A 19,473-nucleotide genomic window follows, 5' to 3' on the forward strand; every position below is an offset into this window, starting at 1 on the left:
TATAATTCTGTCAATTACTTTTTTGGTAATAGATTCATATTATAACCAAATGCTGAGTAATTTTCTAAAACAATTTACTTCATTATAGGAAAATACACTAAATAATTGAGCCTTTTGATTCCCATCCTTTTCCCCACCTATTATTAGTACGTATAGAAAGATAGTTTGTTTCAAGACTTTTTAAAATTCTTTTAAAAATATGGTATAATTACTCACTGTGGAATTAAAAAACAAAGGAGATAAACGAATGGCAAGCTTCTGGCAACGACTTTTTCCGTCTACAGACGAGAAAATTCTTAAAATATATAAAGATGAATTAGTCAAAATAGATACATTTGGTCAAGAACTTAAAGGGTTATCAGATGGTCAATTGGCAGACAAGACAAACCATTTTAAAGAACGAATTCAACATGGAGAATCGATTGAGAGTATCCGTCCAGAGGCATTCGCAGTAATCAGAGAAGCGGCTGATCGGGTTTTAGGTATGCGCCATTTTGATGTCCAATTAATAGGAGGAATGGTCCTTTCGGAAGGGAACATCGCAGAGATGCCTACAGGGGAAGGGAAAACATTAGTAGCTTCCCTCCCTGCCTACTTACGGGCATTAGAGGGCAAGGGAGTACATGTTATAACCGTCAATGAATACCTGGCGAAAAGAGACCGAGAATTAATAGGTCCAATTCATGAATTTTTAGGGCTTACAGTTGGCCTCAACCTTCCTATGATGGACATTTCGATTAAGAAGGCTGCATATGAAGCGGATATCACCTACGGAATTGGGTCTGAATTTGGCTTCGATTATTTACGTGACAATATGGCTTATGATGCATCTTTTAGGGTACAAAAACCATTTCATTTTGCACTAGTGGACGAAGTTGACAGTGTACTGGTGGACGAAGCAAAAACCCCACTTATTATCGCTGGCAAAACAGACGTTCATGAACAGTTGAGTACACTTTCTGCAAAGCTTGTAAAATCCTTTAAAGAGGACACTCACTTTATTTTTGATTTAGAAACAAAAACGGTTAACTATACAGAAGAAGGCATAGAACAAATTGAACGCTTCTTTTCATTAGATAATTTGTATGACCTCCAGCATCAAACACTCTACCATTATATGATTCAAGCATTGCGCGCTAGAACTATGTTTAAGCGAGATGTCGATTATATTATTAAAGATGGGAAAGTTCTCTTAGTAGATATGTTTACCGGGCGTCCAATGGAAGGCCGTTCGCTTTCAAACGGCCTGCACCAAGCGATTGAAGCAAAGGAAGGTCTAGTTATTACAGAGGAAAATAAGACACAGGCTTCAATCACCGTCCAAAACTATTTTAGAATGTACCCAATACTTGCAGGAATGACTGGAACGGCCAAAACGGAAGAAAAGGAATTCCAAGAATTATACGGAATGCAGGTTACTCAGGTCCCAACGAACAGGCCAATTATAAGAGAGGATCTGCCGAACCGTATCTACCTGACTATAGCAGACAAATACAAGGCAGTTGCTGAAAAAACACTCGAGCTGCATAAAAAGGGACAGCCTATTTTAATAGGGACAACTTCTATTATACAGTCAGAGGAAGTATCGAAGTTTTTACAGTCCCTTGATATCCCACATGAAGTGTTAAATGCCAAAAGTATAGAACAAGAGATAACACTTATTTCTCTTGCCGGACAAAAGGGTGCAGTTACGGTAGCTACTAATATGGCTGGGCGAGGAACAGATATTACTTTAGGAGAAGGTGTGACTGAGCTAGGCGGATTGTATGTTATCGGGACAGAGCTGCACGAATCTCGCCGTATCGATAACCAGCTAAAAGGAAGATCTGGTCGTCAAGGGGATCCTGGAACTTCAGAATTTTTTATTTCTTTAGAGGATGAAATGTTCAAACGCTATGCTGGGGAAGAACTAGGAAAGCTACTTCAGCAAGTGAAACCAGGAACTGACGGCTTATTGACAGATAAAAAAGTTGAAGAATTTGTTTCGAGGACACAGAGAATCTGTGAAGGTGCAAACTATAGCATCCGGGAATATAACTTGAAGCTAGATAACGTGTTGGATGTGCAACGGAAAACTATCTATGATATACGGGATCAATTACTCTTTGGTAATGATATCGAGGAAACTTTTATTACATTTATCCATGAATATCCAGGACATGAGATTGACTTTTTCTTTGAAGAAGAAGGCGAAAAAACCGATGCAGCTATCCAAAGACTTCGTAATGAATTTTTAGAGCTGTTACCAGGGATCTCTTTACCAGAATGGGACAACCGTACTGCTCCTGACCTCATGAAAAAACATGTTAGCTCAGCAGTCAACGAATACAAGGTCACTGTATTAGATATTTTAAGTAGAGCTTCAGAAAAAGAAATGCTTAGGCTCTATTTAATAGGAACAGTCGATCAGAATTGGCTCAGTCACATGGATGCAATGGAAAAATTAAAAGAAGGCATTGGGATGCGTAGCTACTCCCAGGAAGATCCAATGAGACAATACGAGCGAGAAGGACTTATCTTATTCACTCGCATGATACATGGCATCGGAAAAGGTGTTGCAACGGAAATTGCGAAACTTGTGAAGGATCCACCGAATCTTATTAATGAAGGAGAGAGAGCAGAATGATTCCATTTTTTAAACGCTCTAGTGAGAAGAAACAGAAAGAAACAGCTGTTTCTCCTCAAGATCTTTTAGAAGAAATAGCTGCTACTACAGATGAATTAGTAACCACTAAGCTCTATTTTTATGGTGGCAAGCCCGAAAAAATTGAAGATCAGTACTATTTCCAATTCCTACTAAACGAATTAGAACCGTTGAAGAGAAATCAACTTTCTATTTATCCTATAGAGCTTAAAATAGATAAAAATAAAGTATACGCACAGTTTTTCTTACGACAAAGCTTGGAGAGAAATATCACATTGGGAAATACTCCTCTTCTTTTATTCGGAGACAATAATAAGCTACTCGGTAGAATTGAGGTAGATTTTAGCAAGCTTGGAGAAATCCCTGCCGAAAGTGCTATGCCATGGATTGTAGAATTTTCGGAAGAGGACCTTTTCGTACCTTTAGAAGAAATTACAGCAGAGATATGGACACTTGCATTTGAACAAAGAATTCCTCATCGTTTGGATTTAGATATTACCTGGGAATCAGCCTTAGCCAAAGGAGGTAAGGAAGAGTTAGAAAGGGTAGTAGAAAAGTTAACACCCCCTAAGAAGAATGAAGTTAAATTTATTGGATTACAGGCTAGGGTTCAACCAGATGGTAGCCTTGCAACAACGATTCTTATTAGAAGTGGTCTCGAAAAAGATATAGAGCTAGAACAAGTCCCAATAGAAATTCTAGATGCTTCGAGAGAAGTGGTAGCAAAAGGGGCTTTCCAATTGCCACCACTAATTATCAAAGCGAACACGAGCAAGCCATGGACCTTTCATTTCCCGAAGGATACGGTATTAAAAGAACAGCCAGACTTTAGCAATTGGGTCGTAAAAGTCATCCAAGAATAAAAATAAACACAAAAAAGCCTAAGTAGAAAACTACTTAGGCTTTTTTGCGTGGGCAACCAACCGACTTTTTTAAAGATTTATATATTGAGGAAATGATCCTTACACTTACTTATCCTAACACCTTTTCAAATATTCTTCAAGAGCAAAAGAGTCCATCAATAGTAATTTTTAGAAATTTTTTTATTGTTTCTTTTTTAGTGTTTCTAATAAGAACTTCGGCAAGGCCATCTGTCTCTTTATTCGAGAAGGTTCTACCGCTAAACGATACAGCCATTCTGTGCCAGTTTTGAGGAAGAGCTTTGGTGCACGCTTGATGTTACCAGCTAGTACATCGAAAGATCCGCCAACTCCCTGGTATAGGGATGGGTATAGCTTGTCCCTGTTTGCCTCAATCCATAGCTCCTGCTTTGGCGAACCCATTGCGACAAATAGAATTTCTGGTTTGGCTTCGTTGATTTTGGCAAGGACCTTTTCGTTATCCTTTTCGTAGCCATCCTGTATCCCAGCAACAATTAAGGAAGGATACGTGAATTTCAGCGCTTCTGCTGCCTTTTCTGCTACCCCTGGCTTTGCACCATATAGGAATATCGACTTTTGTGTTTTTGCAGCTTCGCGTACGATGCGGTCCATCATATCGATACCGGTAACACGGGATTTAATGTTTCCCTTATTAAGCTTAGAGGCAAGGATGACTCCTATCCCGTCTGGAATTTGAAATTCCGCACGGTTTAGGAGCGCCTTTAACTCAGGATCCTCTTTTGCCTTCATCAGCTTTTCAGGGTTTATTGCCACGACAAGCGTTTTTTTCTTCTCTTCAATGCGTTGGAATAAGATTTTAATCAATTCATCATAGTTTTCGGTGTTAACGTCCACACCTAGGATTGTTTCTTTCATTGGTTAATTTGCTCCATTACATTACGGTTTTTCGCATCACCAAGTGTATAGAATGCAAATCCTTGTTGTTCCCATACGTCACGTTGCAGGCAGTTCTTCGTATCTAAAACGATTGGCGTTGCTAGGTCCGATTTGAATGCTGATGGATCTAGTTCCTTGAATTCGTTATGATCTGTTAATACTAGAATCATGTCTGCTCCAGCAGTTGCTTCGTTCAACAGCTGAGTTTGCGTCGCATGGCCATTGACCTTGATATGTGGGTCATAAGAAACCACATCAAAGCCAAGCTCTTGAAGCTCATGGATTACCTCTGTTGATGGACTTTCGCGCATATCGTCTACGTTTCCTTTGAAAGCAAGACCAAATACCGCTACTTTCCCTGTTGTTTTATTTGCTTGAGAAAGTATTTGTTGTACTTTACGAGCAGTATATGCTGGCATTCCATCGTTTGTACGACGAGCAAGCTCGATGATTTGTGCCTCTGGGCTAAGTTCAACTAGGAACCATGGGTCAACTGCGATACAGTGTCCGCCTACTCCTGGTCCTGGATAGTGAATATTTACACGTGGGTGGAAGTTCGCAAACTTAATAGCCTCCCAAATGTTTACGTCAATTGTCTCAGCAATTTTCGCTAGCTCGTTTGCAAACGCAATGTTTACGTCACGATACGTATTTTCCATTACTTTTACAAGCTCTGCTGTTGTAGCGTCTGTTAAGTGAATTGTTCCTTTTACAAACACTTCGTAAAGCTCTTTCGTCATGATAGAGGACTGTTCGTTGATTCCACCAACAATACGATCATTGTTAATAAGCTCTTCGAAGATACGTCCAGGAATTACACGCTCTGGTGAATGAGATACGAATAGCTCTGTACCGATTTTTAAGCCTGTTTTAATTAGCTCAGGCAGCATGATATTTTCCACTGTTTTTGGTGGTACAGTAGATTCTAATACGACTAAGTTTCCTTCTTTTACGTAAGGAACGATAGATGCTGTTGCTTGGCGAACATACTCAAGGTTCGCTGTTTTGTCAGGATTAATCGGTGATGGTACTGCGATAATAAATACATCTGCCTCTACTGGTTGAGTAGATACAGTTAATAAGCCTTCATCTACCGCTTTTTCCAAGCGCTCTTGAAGACCGTTTTCCTCTATATGAAGCTGTTTATTTTGAATCATTCGTACTGCTTTTTCATTAATGTCAACTCCGTGTACACGGACACCATGGTTGGCAAAAGTAACGGCTGTTGGAAGTCCGATGTAACCTAGACCAACCACACAAATTGTTTTTTGCATAATAAGGTACTTCCCTTCTTTTTTTACCTTGCAGTATTATAGCATATTTTGTTTGGAAGGGCGATAGGGAACTCATGAGTTTGGGGATAATTGGGACGTTGGTTTTGGCAGAACTGTTCATTATCGTGTTTTTTGGTCTATGTTTATTCATTTTACTTACATAAAACATGGTTGATTCTGGCAAGAAAAACAGGCACAATAGAGAGTATACATAGTTTTCTTAAAATTTGTTTAATGACTGTTTATCCAAAGGGGTGTGTGGGAATGGAATTTCCGAAAGAGGAAGTAGGTAAAAGAATTCGGCATTTAAGGAAGCAAATGGCTTTAACATCCGACGAGCTTGCCAAGCTTGCTGGCATCAGTCAAAGTATGATCTCTCAAATCGAACGTGGTCAGGTTTCCCCTTCTCTCGAAACACTTTGGAGGCTGAGCCACTGTCTCAAGGTCCCCGTTTTCTCATTCTTTGAAGCGGAGGCATCCAGCACGGTAACCATCAACCGCGCAAGCGAAACCAAGCTCCTCAAACGCGTGCGACCTAACGTAAGCTACCAGCTGCTCTCCCCAACCTCCGGCAAACAGATGAGCTTCTTCAAGATGATTGTCGCACCTGGCGAAGAGACAGACTCCCCGCTTATGTATCACTCCGGCGAGGAATGCGGCTACATGTTAGTCGGCGACTTAGAGGTCGAGATTGATGGGGATGTGTACGAGCTACACGAAGGTGATAGCATTTATTTTGACAGCTCTTACCCTCATCGCTTTGTGAATAAGGGTGAAGTGGATGCTGTTGCAGTTTGGGCAATGACACATAGTTTTTAGTGGTCCTCTCGGTGGAGAGGGCTTTTTTTGTAGGTTGCATTTCGGAAGGTGCCTTGTTTTTCTAGATGGAGACTCTTCATTATCCGATAAGCTTGATGCTTAGTTTGTAAGCATAGATACACTCTACAATCTTGATTCGTTAAGGTTGCTTTAAAAATTAGGAAATACTCACGGATTGCACGAATATGTGCCTTTTTATCAATTGCTTGGCAATTGGTACAAAGCCAATTACGAGTTATTTTTTTCATACCAATGTGACTACATTTATCACATATAGCTCCTTTGCGAAGGTGAGTAGATGGAATAGAAAAATGATTGGAAAGTGGAAATGGATGAAAAGGTCTGTTTTCATTACGGATTACTCTTTGTAATCTAGTTAGCTGGTCCGCGGAGATAGTTGGGATGTGGATTTGATCTCGAAGGTATTGCCTTATTTCATTTTTAAACAGCAGCTTAGTTTCCATCGGTGGAACTGTAACATGACTACTGGCAAAAGGAATAATCAATGCTCCTGTGACAGGAAGATTTATCTGATGCTTTTTGAAAAAAATGTTAGTTGGTGAATTGCTTCTTTCAGTTGAATTTCTGGACTTTCAAAAGTAGTTTTTTCTCCATTCGGCAATGTACGGACCATTTGGTAAGGACTCGACTGAAACTCAATATCCCCCTTTATATTTTTAACTTCGAAGATAATTGCTCTACTGGGAGTAATGATTAACACATCTATTTGGAAAAGGTTATCGCCAACTAAGGTTAGGTCATGAAAAATATAAAAGTTGTACGGAAGCACCACTTTTTTCAGCGCTGTCATGGTAACCTCTTCTCCATAGCTACCAGCTAGAGTTCTATTTAGTTCTTCAAATATGGATTGAAATTTAGGATGGTTTCTCGGAAGGCGTTTAAGAAGGGCTTGAAGAGCCTCAAGATAGAGGGATTGGGTGTAAGGTTTTATTATCATATACAAATAATACCATATGATAATTAACTATGCTTACTTTTTTCGTATTATTATTGGAGCTTTCTCTTAGTAGGTCAGTGGACACTGCCACTGTTCTAGGATCCACTGCCGAAGGAGGCGTGCTTTGGCAATGGGCCACTTTTTGCTGGGCAAAAAGTGGAGATTCTCATTTCCTCCTGCGTAGGTAGTGGCTGTTCGGAGGAATAGTCGCTTTCACATCCGGTTTAGTCACGTTCAGCCGATAGTTAGTCGCTCTCCCTTTCCATTTAGTCACGTTCGAAGGGGATTTAGTCACGTTCACCACTCGATTAGTCACTTATCGGAAATTTGCTGGAAATTCTCTATCTATGTAGGTCAGTGGACACTGCCACTGTTCTAGGATCCACTGCCGAAGGAGGCGTGCTTTGGCAATGGGCCACTTTTTGCTGGGCAAAAAGTGGAGATTCTCATTTCCTCCTGCGTAGGTAGTGGCTGTTCGGAGGAATAGTCGCTTTCACATCCGGTTTAGTCACGTTCAGCCGATAGTTAGTCGCTCTCCCTTTCCATTTAGTCACGTACGAAGGTCGTTTAGTCGCGTTCACCATTCGTTTAGTCACTTATCGGAAATTTACTGGAAATTTTCTATCTATGTAGGTCAGTGGACACCGCCACTGTTCTAGGATCTACTGGCGAAGGAAGCGAACTTTGGCAATGGGCCACTTTTTGCTGCGCAAAAAGTGGAGATTCTCATGTCCTCCTGCTTAGGTAGTGGTGGCTTTGGAGGAATAGTCGCTTTCACATCCGGTTTAGTCACGTTCAGCCGAGAGTTAGTCGCTCTCCCTTTCCATTTAGTCACGTTCGAAGGGCGTTTAGTCGCGTTCACCATTCGTTTAGTCACTTATCGGAAATTTACTGGAAATTTTCTATCTATGTGGGGCACTGGACACTGCCACTGTTCTAGGATTCACTGCCGAAGGAGGCGTGCTTTGGCAATGGGCCACTTTTTGCTGAGCAAAAAGTGGAGATTCTCATGTCCTCCTGTGTAGATAGTGCTTGCTTTGAAGGAATAGTCGCCTTCACAGTCGGTTTAGTCACGTTCATCCAATAGTTAGTCGCTCTCCCCTTCTATTTAGTCACGTTCGAAGGTGATTTAGTCACGTACGAAGGTCGTTTAGTCGCGTTCGACACTCATTTAGTCACTTATCGGAAATTTGCTGGAAATTAACCGCCTCCAACAACACAAAAACCACCCAACCGGGTGGTTTTTGTTATCCCTATGAATAGCGGTTCGCGGACCTGCTTTAATTCAAGTGGGCTTATCTATGTGGGTCAGTAGACACTGCCACTGTTCTAGCATCCACTACCGAAGGAGGCCAGCTTTGGCAATGGACCACTTTTTGCCGGGCAAAAAGTGGAGATTCTAGTGTCTTCCTTCGTTTAGTTATGAGCACTCTATCGATCCTAGATGGACACCACTGCATTGAACACGTCCGCTAGGATAGCGGCGGCTTGGTCGATTTCTTCCTTGGACACCGTTAGCGGTGGTAGGACGCGGATGACGTTTGGGCCGGCTGCTACTAGGAGCAGGCCTGCTTTTTCAGCAGCGGTGATGTATGGTGCTGCCTCGCCATCACAGACGATGCCGATCATGAGTCCTAGGCCGACTATTTGGTTATTCGGAAGTGTTTCCTTTAGTTTACCCATAAAGTAGGTGGATGTTTCATTAACATTCGCTAAAAATTCATCTTGGAAGACGTGGTCGACAACGGTTGTTGCTACAGCGACTGCTAGTGGGTTGCCGCCGAAGGTCGTGCCGTGAACCCCTGGTCCGAAGGTTGGGCCTACTGCAGCAGTACCGAGCAGGGCACCGATTGGGAAGCCTCCCCCTAGCCCCTTCGCCAAAGACATGATGTCTGGCTTCAAGCCGACTTGCTCGTGGGCATAGCGGGTACCAGTTCTGCCGATCCCAGTTTGGACTTCGTCGATGATTAGGAGGATACCCTTTTCTTCGCAGATTTCGTTGATTGTCGCTACGAATTCAGGAGTTACCTTGTTAACGCCGCCTTCTCCTTGGATGACCTCTAGCATGATGGCGCAGACTTCGTCGTCGATCACTGCTTTTAATTTTTCTACATCGTTAAATGGCACGGTACGGAAGGTTTCGAGTAATGGTCCGAAGCCGTTTCGTACTTTCTCCTGACCAGTTGCGGACATGGCACCGAAAGTCCGGCCATGGAACGATTTTTCGAAGGTGATGATTACGTGCTTGCCTGTGTGCTTGCGTGCAAGCTTGATAGCGGCCTCATTCGCCTCTGTTCCACTGTTGCAGAAAAAGGCATGCGCAAAGTGAGTTCCTTCTATTAATTTGGCAGCCAGTTTTTCTTGACCTGGGTTTTCGAATAAATTCGATGTGTGCCATAGCTTCTGACTTTGTTGCTGAATGGTTTCCACTAGTGCAGGGTGTGCATGGCCTAGGCTTAGCACAGCGATACCACTGGTGAAATCCAGGTATTCCTTTCCGTTAACGTCTGTTAGGATTGTTCCTTTTCCTTTTACGGGCTGTACCTGTCGACGAGCGTAATTGGGAAATAAAGCACTCATGCATAAACCTCCTGTTTAAGTATGGTTGTTCCTTGGAGCTGTTCATCAACAATTTGAACGGACGGAATTCCTGCCTCCAAACAGTCTAGAGCTGCTGTCACCTTTGGAATCATGCCTCCATAGATATCTCCTGAAGTAATCCAGCCACGAATCGCATCTGCCAGGATGACCCGCTGCACATCCCCTGCTATTTTAATGCCAGGAGTATCTGTCACTAGGTAAAGGCTGTCTGCTCCTACTGCCAATGCAACGGCGCTCGCCACCGTATCCGCATTTATATTGAGCGGCGTACCATCCTCCGTACAGCTTATGCAGGAAATGACAGGCGTAATGCCATTGACAAGTAGGGTATCTAGAATTCCAGTGTTCACTTGTTTTATTTCTCCAACATATCCATATAATCCTTTATCTAGGAAGTCGCACGTTAATAAATTTGCATCATAGCCGCTGAGTCCAATGGCTGCGATATTATGTTTACACAGCTGGTTCACTAGGAAGGGATTTACCTTACCGACCAGCGTGCTTTGGACGATATGCACTGCCTCTTCAGAGGTCACCCGGAAACCATTGATCGTAGTAGAAGTGACCTGATTGTCCGAGAGCGCCTGGTTGATTGCCGGGCCACCGCCATGGACGATGATGATTTCATTGCCATCTGCGATTAGTTGCTTGAAGATGGAGAAGAATCCCTCCTGCAAGCCTTCAAGCATACTGCCGCCTAGCTTGATCACGATTCGCTTAGGAACGATAGGTTGCATTGATTTGGACATAGTCATAAGTCAAATCACACCCCCATGCTGTTCCTTGTCCGTTGCCTTGATTTAATTCCACCAAAAATTTAATGTCTGCTTGCTTTAAATACAGATGGGCTTCCTCCTCCGAGAAAGACACTGGTCCCCCATCGCTCACAACTTGGATATGGCCAATCCAGATGTTGATGCCATATGGGTCGATGGTTGCCCCACTGTAGCCGATTGCTGCAATAATGCGTCCCCAGTTTGCATCGCTTCCGAAGACTGCCGTTTTCACAAGTGGTGACCCCACAACCGTTTTGGCAATTTTACGTGCTTCCTCGTCACTCACTGCGCCCTTTACTTCTACCTCAATCAGCTTCGTTGCTCCTTCGCCGTCCTTTGCAATCATTTTCGCAAGGTCGAGGGATACCATATGAAGGGTTTCGATAAAGTTGGACCAATCTGGGTGGGCAGGTGTTAACGGGCTGTTACCTGCCAATCCATTTGCCATGACAAGCACCATATCGTTGGTAGAAGAATCGCCATCGACCGTAATCGCATTAAAGGTGACGTCCGTGATAGATTTTAAAGCCGCTTGCAGGTAATCAGATTCGATATTTGCATCGGTAGTAATGAATGCAAACATCGTCGCCATATTCGGCTCAATCATACCGGAGCCCTTCGCTGTACCGGCAATGATGACTTCCTTCCCATCTATCATTGTTTTATAGCTGGTGTCCTTGGTCACCGTATCGGTTGTCATGATGGCTTGAGAGAAATTAATCGCCCCTTCAAGCTCATCAGTAGGCTCAAGCTTTTGGATTCCTGCAAGCAGTGGCTCCATTTTCAGCATTTGACCTATGACGCCAGTGGATCCCACGCCAACTAACTCTGGAGCAATTCCTAGCTTTTCTGCCGTTTTTTCTTGCATTGTATAGGCATCAAGAATTCCTTGTTTTCCTGTGCAAGCATTCGCAATGCCAGAGCATACGACCAATGCTTGCATTTTCTTTGTGGAGTAAACGACTTCCTTCGTGACTACGAGCGGCGCACCAATGATGGCATTGGTAGAAAATACTCCTGCAACGCTTGCTGGCACCTCACTAGTCAGTAGCGCCAGGTCCTTCTTCTTATGCTTTAACCCGCAGTGGATCCCGGTTGCCTTAAAGCCTTTTGGCGATGCGATATTCTTATAAGTGATACGTTTTTTGGTCATCGTAGCAGCAATCATTTGTAAACCTCCTTTTTAAATGAATAATGGGACAAGTGATAGGCCAGTCTTCTGGTCCAGGCCAAATTGGACGTTCATATTCTGGATTGCCTGACCGGCAGCCCCTTTTACTAGATTGTCAATGACAGAGACGACGGTTGCCCTGTTCGTGCGGGTATCTACTTTCACATGAATATCACAGTAGTTCGAGCCGTAGACCTGGTTCGTGCCAAATTTATTTGTATCTTTCACGATTCGAACAAACGGATGATTTGCATAGGCTTCCTCTAGCGCACCGACTAGCTGCTTTTCTGTTACTCCTTCTTGAACGGGGGCATAGCTGGTCGCTAGAATGCCTCTCGTCATTGGAACGAGATGGGTTGTAAACGTGATAGGCGCTGTTGCCCCTGCAAACATTTCCATCGCTTGCTCTATTTCTGGGATATGCTGATGCTCATGGAGCTTATAGATTGCTATATTTTCATTCGTCTCGCTGAAATGCGTCATGGCGGTCGGTTTATTGCCAGCCCCGGAAATGCCACTTTTGGCATCGATGAACAGCAAGGACGGATCGATTAGTTTTTCTTTTATTAGTGGTAAAACGGATAATAGAACTGCCGTTGGATAGCAGCCTGGGTTAGCAATAAGCGGCGCTTCTGCTATTTGACGCTCATTCCATTCGGTTAGCCCGTAGACGCTTTTCTCCACCGCATCTAAGGGGGCAGGCTCCTTTTTATACCACTGCTGATAGGACTCTAGGTTTTTTAAGCGGAAATCTCCGGATAGGTCGATAAGCTTTGGACCTTTTCCAATAAAAGCGGGTAAAAGCTCAGAGGTTACACCGGAGGGAGTACTTGTAAAAATGCAATCATATTCTAGTATTCTATTAGGCTCTATCTCTAGTAATGGCTCATCGTAAATATTCATAAATGATGTATATTTATCCGAAAAGTGCATACCAGCCTCTGAAGACGAAAATAAATCAATAGCACCCACTTCTGGATGGTTATGTAATAGTCTAATTAGTTCAAGCCCTCCGTAACCGGTAGCTCCTATAATGCCCACTTTCATTTTTCCACCTCTTTCCTGATAATAAAAATAGTATAATACTGCATAATTATAAAGTCAAACGTATTTTTATTTGTTTTAGTAATTTTTTTATATGAAACGCGGAGAGGGGAAAGGAAAAAGCGGTTGGGACGAAACTTCTGGACAATTAGCTCGGGGTAGCGTCAGCGAAGAACGTAAAAGAGAAGAAGCACTTATAATTCTCATAAGCGCCTCTTCTCTTCTCACGGTATTGTTATTCCTTATTATGATGTTTTCCATCATGCTTGCCTTTCGGCTGGTGGTCTTTCTTATTTTTACCTTTGTCTTGCTCTTTGTTTTTATGGGGATTTTTTTCTTGCTTCTTCTCGTGTTGCTTGGCCGGTTTTTCTTTCTTCTTCTCTTTGTTTTGGGAAGGAGAATGTTGCTGTTTCTTCTCAGCTGCCGGTTTCTTTTCTTGCTTTACTTTATCTACAGAAGGAGCGTCCTGCTTCTTATTTTGCTGGGTAGATTTCTGCTTTTTATACTGCTGGATAGATTTTTGCTTTTCATTCGCCTTAGAACGTTCTTCCTTCGTGCTCTTTTCAAGCTGCACTGGTTTTTCCGAATTTTTTTGCTGAACTTCATTTACCGCCTTTTCAATTGTCTGCTTAAGCTCTTCCTTTTCCTCTTTTTCATAGATGGTCGTTATGACCACTTCTTCCTTCGGACTAATTTCTTTCACTGCCTGAGTCAGAACAACGGCAATAGGGAGTCCGATCCAATCAGCTCCTATTTCTGTCGATGCCTCATCTAACGACCTTAGGGTAATAACGTTTCCTTCTTCATCTACACCGAGCTCAATGGAGTCTACACCCTCCAATTGAACATACGCATAGGCTTTCTCTGACTCAGGAATCATCGATGCGACAAAAACGACTAGAAGCACTGCTGCTACGAGAACTGGGGCAAGAAACGAAGGCTTCCATTTTTTCCGAGGATTCATTTGCGGCTGAAGCAGATAAAACTCCACCTCTTCACCGATGGAAGGATTCTCTACCACCGGTGTACCGCGCAAAAATTCACCATCGGTTGTCAGAAAAACGAAATGAGTCTCCTGTTTCTCGCAGACAATGCCTCTATACTTGCGCATCATATGATTTCTCCTTTCACATAGTCCTTTATATAAACAAAATCACTTTTTAGCAGGAGGATGACTGCTATCATATACTTTCGATGTCTCTCCAAGGTTTTTCTCGAAACCCCTACAAGTGACTCGATATCTTTTAATGGCAGCTTCTTTTTGGCAATAAAAGAAGCATAAAGCTCCTCTGATTCGGAAATAATTTGTGCAATTTGAAAGGCAGTTCTTCTACTGTCTGCGTGCTTTGGCGCAGAGGAAGTCAGTTCCTCAAAGGAGAGCTTGTACTCAGCCAAAAGCTCCTTATATTTAAGAAGCTCCTCTCTCCTGCTTGCAGCTTGCTCCTCCTCAGCGTGGCGATGAAGCGAACGCTCCTCTAGTATTTGGTTTTCAAATTCTACTAACTGCTTTTTCCGTGTAGATTCCTTTCGCAAGAAATCTAGTAATCTTCTCTTTATGACCAAATGTGCAAAGGTTTCTAAAGAGGCGTTTTTTTCTTCGTTATATGCAATCAAAGCCTCATGAAAGCCCTGCAACGAAATACTGAATTCCTCATCTTGCTCATTAATCTGTCTTTTGCAAATATAGGAAGCTGTTTTTTTAATAAAAGGGGTATACTCAAATAGAAGGTCATTTACTGCCTCCTTTTGATCCTTTGCCCTAACATTGAGCCTAGTGGTATTTGGTTTTGATTTAAATAGGCCCTGTATTATGGACAAAAGCATACATACCCTCCGTTCTCATTCAAGCCTTCTTCTGATTGTAATCGGCTTTATTGAAAATGAAAAGCGGTTCTATCATTTATTGTGATTCGGATGATCCTCATGCTTCTTCCCTTTTTTATGTTCATGGGAATGCTTTGCACGATCAGCCTTTTTTTCTTCCTTTTCTTTTGCTTTTAAGGCTTTTCTTTCAAGCTTTTGTTGTTCCTTTAAAGCCTTCTTCTCTTCCTTTTTTTCGTGCTTATCGGCATGTTTATGTGCCTTTTTCTCTTTTTGCTCTTTCTTTTCTGGTTTAGGCTCTACTGGCTCGACCGGTTTGACAATCGGCTCCTTCTTAGCAGGGACCTCTGCCTTTATTTCCTTTTTCGATGTTTTTTTGAACGATGCTATTGTGTCCTTGATTGATAGCTTAATAGATGCTTTTGCCTCCTCAGTAGGGGCGTTCTCATAAGCTTTCACTAACGCAATGATACTGTTCAAGAAAACTACCGTCTCTGCCTTGCTGTCCTTATTATCTACATAGGCCTCATACTCACTGATTTGACGATCGATCGCTTTTTTTAGTGCAGACTTTGCTTCCGCATCCCCTGCTTGCTCATATGCATGAAGCAGACCAATCAGCTTTTTGCTCATATAGCTTGGCGAGAAGTCCTTTTCGACCTTACTTTCGTCTACCGATTTTTTCTCAGTTACCTTCGTAATGCTAACCGTATCAAATTCATCCGCAGCCCAAGCATAGCTTGCTCCTGATACGGTAAGCGTTACCGCCAATAATGCCGCTCCCGTCTTCTTCCATTTCCTTTGCAATCACATCACCTCTTCCAATCATGTACCCTTTTGGGCCCTTCACTTAGTTATTCGAATGGTATCTGTAATTTGTGGGGGTTGGAAATAAAAAAAGGGGCGGTCTGAAAAGTTATTTTGAGACCGCCCCTTTGCGACGAGGATGGTGGCATTTTAATGCGACCACCGCAGGAGCAATACTACATAGCAGATATGTAACAAAGAAGGAAGGGGTATCCCATAGTTTTATATGGGACACCCCTTAAGTAATCCAGAAATCAAGAAATCTTATGACAAATCGAATGAGTATAAGGCTAAATAAGATCAGTAAAAAGATGAGAAGTATTCTTTTCGGGTTACGCACGCCAGTCCTCCATTCCTAACGAGTAGGTTCTATTGTAACATTGCCCTCTTTCTCCGTTTTCTCCATATATCCTCTGCAGCTCCTGAGCCGAGAATAACACCCATTACGATTAGCAGCAAGCCAAGGAAGTGTCTAATAGTTAAAATTTCTCCCAGGAATAAAGCAGATAGAACAATGGAGAATAGCGTGTTCAAATTCATAAATATCGCCGCTTTTGTCGCACCCGCCTTCCCAACCGCATAGTTGTAAATCATATGACCAACCGCAGTACAAATAATGGCGGATGTAATAAAGATAACCCAAAATTCCGGTGACTGCTCCCCGAAGGTCTTAATAGCACCCGGCTCTTGAATAAGACTTATCACAATTAAAGCAAGTGACCCTATCACTAGCATATAGCCAGTCAACAGTCTTGGATCTAATGTTCTAGCAGCTTTAGTGATTACCATAAAGCTTAGCACTTGCATAAAAATAGCCATGAACACGTAAAAATCCCCAATATTACCGCCAGCCATTCCTCCACCTACTAAAATGGAGAGGGATACGCCTGCAAGACCAATGACTAACCCTATCCACTGAATCATAGACGGAAAGGACTTTAAAATAATAGCTCCCGTAATGGCGGTCAAAATCGGACCTGCCCCAAGAATCAACCCACCATGCGTCGCACTTGTAATAGAGAGACCCATATTCAAGAAGTAATGGTGCGCCACAACATTTAAAATAGATCCTAGCAAAATATAAGTCCACTCTTTTTTAGTAGGCTTTCGAAGAAGCTTCATTTTCCATAAAATCAGTACTACTGCTATCCCAGCTATAAAAATACGAAACGCCGTTAAAGTAACTGGTGGAACCGCCGTCACTAAATACTTCAAAGCAGGCACATTTGCTCCCCATACCAACATCACAAAAACAAGCATCGTATAAATCTTCCACATAGTTATTTCCCTCACTTTCTACTTAGCGATTGAACCTCCCGATTCCATCGCTCCTACATAAAAATCCCTACTTACTAAGTGAGAGTTTCTTTGCATTATACCAGTATAACGATTTCGGAAATAATTGTTAAGGAAATAGATTTGCTTTGGATGGTTACTAAATGGCGAGGAGGATAGGTGAGGTGGATTAAGAGAATGTCGGATGCGTGGCGGCTTACTGGTGATTGGGGTTGGGATTGGGGTTGGGTTTACTCTCGGTCGGCTGGGATTTACTCTCGTATAGAGTAAGGATACTCTCACTTGGGGACCATTTATTCTCGGATAGACCAGATTTATTCTCATTCGGCCGGTTTACTCTCGGTCGGCTTAGATTTATTCTCGGATAGCCAAATTTTACTCTCGGTTAAAATGGTGGAAAGGCATGGCCTGGGTCTGCCTGCTATCAGTCAAGGGGTTACTCTTGCTCGGCTTCACTTTACTCTCGGTTAAACCAGGTTTATTCTCATTCGACTGGTTTACTCTCGTTCGGCCGGGATTTACTCTCAGTTAGCCTGACTTTTACTCTCGGTTAAAATGGTGGGAGGCATGGCCAGGGTCCACATGGTAGTGATCAAGTTGCTACTCATTTTTATTACTCTCATTCGGAGAGGATTTATTCTCACTTAGACTGGGTTTACTCTCATTCGGAGAACCTTTACTCTCGGATAGACCAGGTTTATTCTCGTTCGGCCGGGATTTACTCTCAGTTAGCCTGACTTTACTCTCGGTTAAAATGGTGGGAGGCATGGCCAGGGTCCACTTGGAATCGGTCAAGGGGTCTCGATGGATTTCAATTTACTTTCGGATAGGGTGGGTCACTCTCAGTCGGTAGGGATTTACTCTCGGATAGGGTGAGGTTACTCTCACTCAGCAACCATTTACTCTCGGATAGACCAGGTTTATTCTCATTCAGCCGGTTTACTCTCGTTCAACAGACATTTACTCTCAGTTAGCCATGTTTTACTCTCGGTTAAAATGGACATAAGGCATAGCCAAGGTCTGCTTGGGAGCGGCTAGGTTACTTTAGTTGGTTCTCAGTAATTCTGTTAGACTATATAGAAAAGCATCCGAATATATCGGATGCTTTTCCTTCATTTATTTCTTTAAGGTATATTTCTTTCCGTTCTCTCCTACTATTTCTATTGCTGTTGGCGTGATGGTCATATCTTTCGCTTGGACATTTGAAAGCTTTGTTGCTTTCTTGTCTATCAAACTATACCTGTAAACGCCAGTTTTGTTGAAGTAATACATGGTCGAGTGGTCATAGTCTATTGATTGGTGATATTGGGTAAATGGAACTTCATGTTCATAGGCCATTGGCTTAAAAATGAAGCGAGCATTGAATTTATGTTCAAACCTTCTGTCATTTCCTTCTAAATCTACTGAGTAGAGCTGTAGAGAATGATCTATATTAGGTAGGTTTTGGTGAATAGGCTCTTTGGGATTTGGCTCCATTGTATAATAAATTCGGTCATTCCATATATACATGTTGCGTTGCATTTCCTCAAATCGATTTAATGGAATTTCAGACCATTCCCCACCTTCCAAGGAGGTTTTCGTGATAGCGAATCCCATAGGTTTGTCTGTAGCTTGTGAGACTCCTTTTTGATATAGGAAATAAATATCGTCATTATAGAGGACGATTGGAAAGTTCCACCCAAGCCAAATTGTATAAGTGCCACCGTCAGAAGGGTAATCTGTGGAATCTAGTAAGATTTTTTCTTCCTTCGTCTTTTGGTTTATTTTCACAAGACTGACTTTATCGCCTTCCTTCTTCATCGAATATGTCCATCCTTCGCGGTCAATGGAGGTGCCGAGTTCTCCCACGGATGATTTGTAGCTACCTACCTTCATCGAGTCGTCCATTGCACGAGCTAGAAATGCAGAGAAGTGTGCTCGCGTCACCGGCTCCGATGGCTTGAAAGTGCCATCTGGATACCCACTTGCTACTCGATGTTTTGCTACACTGTTTACATCGCCGTATGCCCAATGATTTGAAGAAACGTCGATGAATGTCGGCTGCTTGTCCAGCGTCATATTGAATGAGCGACGGAGAATTGCTGCCATCTGTGCACGAGTTGTAGTTTCTCCCGGTCTCATATAACCATTCTCTCCGCGGAGGATTCCCTTCTCGTTTACCGTTGCCAGAATACGATAATAGCTCGATTTCTTTGTTACATCTTTAAAATTTACCGTAGGGTTATCCACCAGCTCAATATCTAAAGCTTTAATTAGCATCGCTGCAGCTTGCGCCCTTGTAATTGGCTCGTTCGGTCTGAAGGTGCCATCTGGATACCCACTGATAATTCCTTTTTCATACAAATAGAGAATGGCTCCAGCGGATCCGTTACTCTCAATATCAGATAATGGCGTCTTCTTTGCATGCGTAGGTGTAGCGACAAGGAACAATAGCAAAAGAACTGTCAATGTAGCAATAAACTTCTTCATATATCCACCTCCTAG

Annotated in this window: 16 protein-coding genes; 3 read left to right on the forward strand and 13 right to left on the reverse strand. The window is 42.6% G+C overall.

Annotated elements, in window-relative coordinates; genetic code table 11:
- Positions 1–247 precede the first annotated feature (247 nt).
- Together secA2 and AC1VU3_RS06120 are read left to right on the forward strand one after the other, a co-directional pair.
- Positions 248–2,626, forward strand: a complete 2,379-nt coding sequence (gene secA2, locus AC1VU3_RS06115) for an accessory Sec system translocase SecA2 (RefSeq protein WP_482983074.1) — start codon at positions 248–250, stop codon at positions 2,624–2,626.
- A complete protein-coding gene (locus tag AC1VU3_RS06120; protein ID WP_482983075.1) occupies positions 2,623–3,507 on the forward strand; it encodes an accessory Sec system S-layer assembly protein in 885 nt (294 codons plus the stop codon). Before secA2 ends, AC1VU3_RS06120 begins: the two co-directional genes overlap by 4 nt.
- Positions 3,508–3,687: 180 nt before the next feature.
- On the opposite strand, the gene AC1VU3_RS06125 is transcribed toward AC1VU3_RS06120, so the two are convergent.
- Both AC1VU3_RS06125 and AC1VU3_RS06130 read right to left on the reverse strand, forming a co-directional pair.
- Positions 3,688–4,401 carry a WecB/TagA/CpsF family glycosyltransferase gene (locus AC1VU3_RS06125; protein ID WP_480389819.1) on the reverse strand — a complete coding sequence of 238 codons (714 nt, stop codon included), beginning with the start codon at positions 4,399–4,401 and terminating at the stop codon, positions 3,688–3,690.
- Entirely contained in the window at positions 4,398–5,696 is a 1,299-nt protein-coding gene (locus tag AC1VU3_RS06130; protein WP_480389818.1) for a nucleotide sugar dehydrogenase, read from the reverse strand. Before AC1VU3_RS06130 ends, AC1VU3_RS06125 begins: the two co-directional genes overlap by 4 nt.
- Before the next feature lie 264 nt (positions 5,697–5,960).
- On the opposite strand from AC1VU3_RS06130, the gene AC1VU3_RS06135 reads away from it, so the two are divergent.
- Positions 5,961–6,515: a helix-turn-helix domain-containing protein gene (locus AC1VU3_RS06135; protein WP_480389817.1), complete on the forward strand. Its 555-nt coding sequence runs from the start codon at positions 5,961–5,963 to the stop codon at positions 6,513–6,515.
- Here AC1VU3_RS06135 and AC1VU3_RS06140 read toward each other — a convergent pair.
- The 11 genes from AC1VU3_RS06140 to AC1VU3_RS06190 all read right to left on the reverse strand — a co-directional run bounded on the left by AC1VU3_RS06140 (position 6,512) and on the right by AC1VU3_RS06190 (position 19,458).
- Entirely contained in the window at positions 6,512–7,021 is a 510-nt protein-coding gene (locus tag AC1VU3_RS06140; RefSeq protein WP_482983076.1) for a hypothetical protein, read from the reverse strand. The genes AC1VU3_RS06135 and AC1VU3_RS06140 overlap by 4 nt on opposite strands.
- Before the next feature lie 20 nt (positions 7,022–7,041).
- A complete protein-coding gene (locus tag AC1VU3_RS06145) occupies positions 7,042–7,473 on the reverse strand; it encodes a nuclease-related domain-containing protein (protein WP_482983077.1) in 432 nt (143 codons plus the stop codon).
- 1,440 nt (positions 7,474–8,913) lie between these two features.
- The gene (locus AC1VU3_RS06150) at positions 8,914–10,053 is read right to left on the reverse strand and encodes an acetylornithine transaminase (RefSeq protein WP_482983078.1); all 1,140 of its coding nucleotides are present in this window, start codon (positions 10,051–10,053) and stop codon (positions 8,914–8,916) included.
- Positions 10,050–10,829 (reverse strand): acetylglutamate kinase, encoded by a 780-nt coding sequence (argB, locus tag AC1VU3_RS06155; protein ID WP_482983079.1) that lies wholly within the window; start codon positions 10,827–10,829, stop codon positions 10,050–10,052. The genes AC1VU3_RS06150 and argB overlap by 4 nt, the downstream gene beginning before the upstream one ends.
- Positions 10,792–12,018: a bifunctional glutamate N-acetyltransferase/amino-acid acetyltransferase ArgJ gene (argJ, locus tag AC1VU3_RS06160; RefSeq protein ID WP_482983080.1), complete on the reverse strand. Its 1,227-nt coding sequence runs from the start codon at positions 12,016–12,018 to the stop codon at positions 10,792–10,794. Before argJ ends, argB begins: the two co-directional genes overlap by 38 nt.
- A 15-nt stretch (positions 12,019–12,033) precedes the next feature.
- Entirely contained in the window at positions 12,034–13,068 is a 1,035-nt protein-coding gene (gene argC, locus AC1VU3_RS06165) for an N-acetyl-gamma-glutamyl-phosphate reductase (protein ID WP_482983081.1), read from the reverse strand.
- A gap of 232 nt (positions 13,069–13,300) precedes the next feature.
- Positions 13,301–14,176, reverse strand: a complete 876-nt coding sequence (locus tag AC1VU3_RS06170; protein WP_482983082.1) for an anti-sigma-I factor RsgI family protein — start codon at positions 14,174–14,176, stop codon at positions 13,301–13,303.
- On the reverse strand, positions 14,176–14,889 hold the full coding sequence (gene sigI / locus AC1VU3_RS06175; protein ID WP_482983083.1) for an RNA polymerase sigma-I factor: 714 nt from the start codon (positions 14,887–14,889) through the stop codon (positions 14,176–14,178). Before sigI ends, AC1VU3_RS06170 begins: the two co-directional genes overlap by 1 nt.
- Before the next feature lie 72 nt (positions 14,890–14,961).
- On the reverse strand, positions 14,962–15,693 hold the full coding sequence (locus tag AC1VU3_RS06180) for a hypothetical protein (RefSeq protein WP_482983084.1): 732 nt from the start codon (positions 15,691–15,693) through the stop codon (positions 14,962–14,964).
- A 369-nt stretch (positions 15,694–16,062) separates the two neighbouring features.
- Positions 16,063–16,971: a DMT family transporter gene (locus AC1VU3_RS06185; protein WP_482983085.1), complete on the reverse strand. Its 909-nt coding sequence runs from the start codon at positions 16,969–16,971 to the stop codon at positions 16,063–16,065.
- A 1,134-nt stretch (positions 16,972–18,105) separates the two neighbouring features.
- The gene (locus AC1VU3_RS06190) at positions 18,106–19,458 is read right to left on the reverse strand and encodes an S-layer homology domain-containing protein (RefSeq protein WP_482983086.1); all 1,353 of its coding nucleotides are present in this window, start codon (positions 19,456–19,458) and stop codon (positions 18,106–18,108) included.
- Positions 19,459–19,473 lie beyond the last annotated feature (15 nt).

The sequence above is a fragment of the Psychrobacillus sp. Z16_25 genome (genome assembly GCF_056856695.1).

Coding starts and splice junctions, on each gene's coding strand:
- AC1VU3_RS06190 (WP_482983086.1), bottom strand. CDS start 19,458: ATGAAGAAGTTTATTGCTACATTGACAGTTCTTTTGCTATTGTTCCTT.
- AC1VU3_RS06135 (WP_480389817.1), top strand. CDS start 5,961: ATGGAATTTCCGAAAGAGGAAGTAGGTAAAAGAATTCGGCATTTAAGG.
- secA2 (WP_482983074.1), top strand. CDS start 248: ATGGCAAGCTTCTGGCAACGACTTTTTCCGTCTACAGACGAGAAAATT.
- AC1VU3_RS06120 (WP_482983075.1), top strand. CDS start 2,623: ATGATTCCATTTTTTAAACGCTCTAGTGAGAAGAAACAGAAAGAAACA.
- AC1VU3_RS06130 (WP_480389818.1), bottom strand. CDS start 5,696: ATGCAAAAAACAATTTGTGTGGTTGGTCTAGGTTACATCGGACTTCCA.
- AC1VU3_RS06170 (WP_482983082.1), bottom strand. CDS start 14,176: ATGCGCAAGTATAGAGGCATTGTCTGCGAGAAACAGGAGACTCATTTC.
- AC1VU3_RS06125 (WP_480389819.1), bottom strand. CDS start 4,401: ATGAAAGAAACAATCCTAGGTGTGGACGTTAACACCGAAAACTATGAT.
- AC1VU3_RS06145 (WP_482983077.1), bottom strand. CDS start 7,473: ATGATAATAAAACCTTACACCCAATCCCTCTATCTTGAGGCTCTTCAA.
- AC1VU3_RS06185 (WP_482983085.1), bottom strand. CDS start 16,971: ATGTGGAAGATTTATACGATGCTTGTTTTTGTGATGTTGGTATGGGGA.
- argC (WP_482983081.1), bottom strand. CDS start 13,068: ATGAAAGTGGGCATTATAGGAGCTACCGGTTACGGAGGGCTTGAACTA.
- AC1VU3_RS06150 (WP_482983078.1), bottom strand. CDS start 10,053: ATGAGTGCTTTATTTCCCAATTACGCTCGTCGACAGGTACAGCCCGTA.
- argB (WP_482983079.1), bottom strand. CDS start 10,829: ATGACTATGTCCAAATCAATGCAACCTATCGTTCCTAAGCGAATCGTG.
- sigI (WP_482983083.1), bottom strand. CDS start 14,889: ATGCTTTTGTCCATAATACAGGGCCTATTTAAATCAAAACCAAATACC.
- argJ (WP_482983080.1), bottom strand. CDS start 12,018: ATGATTGCTGCTACGATGACCAAAAAACGTATCACTTATAAGAATATC.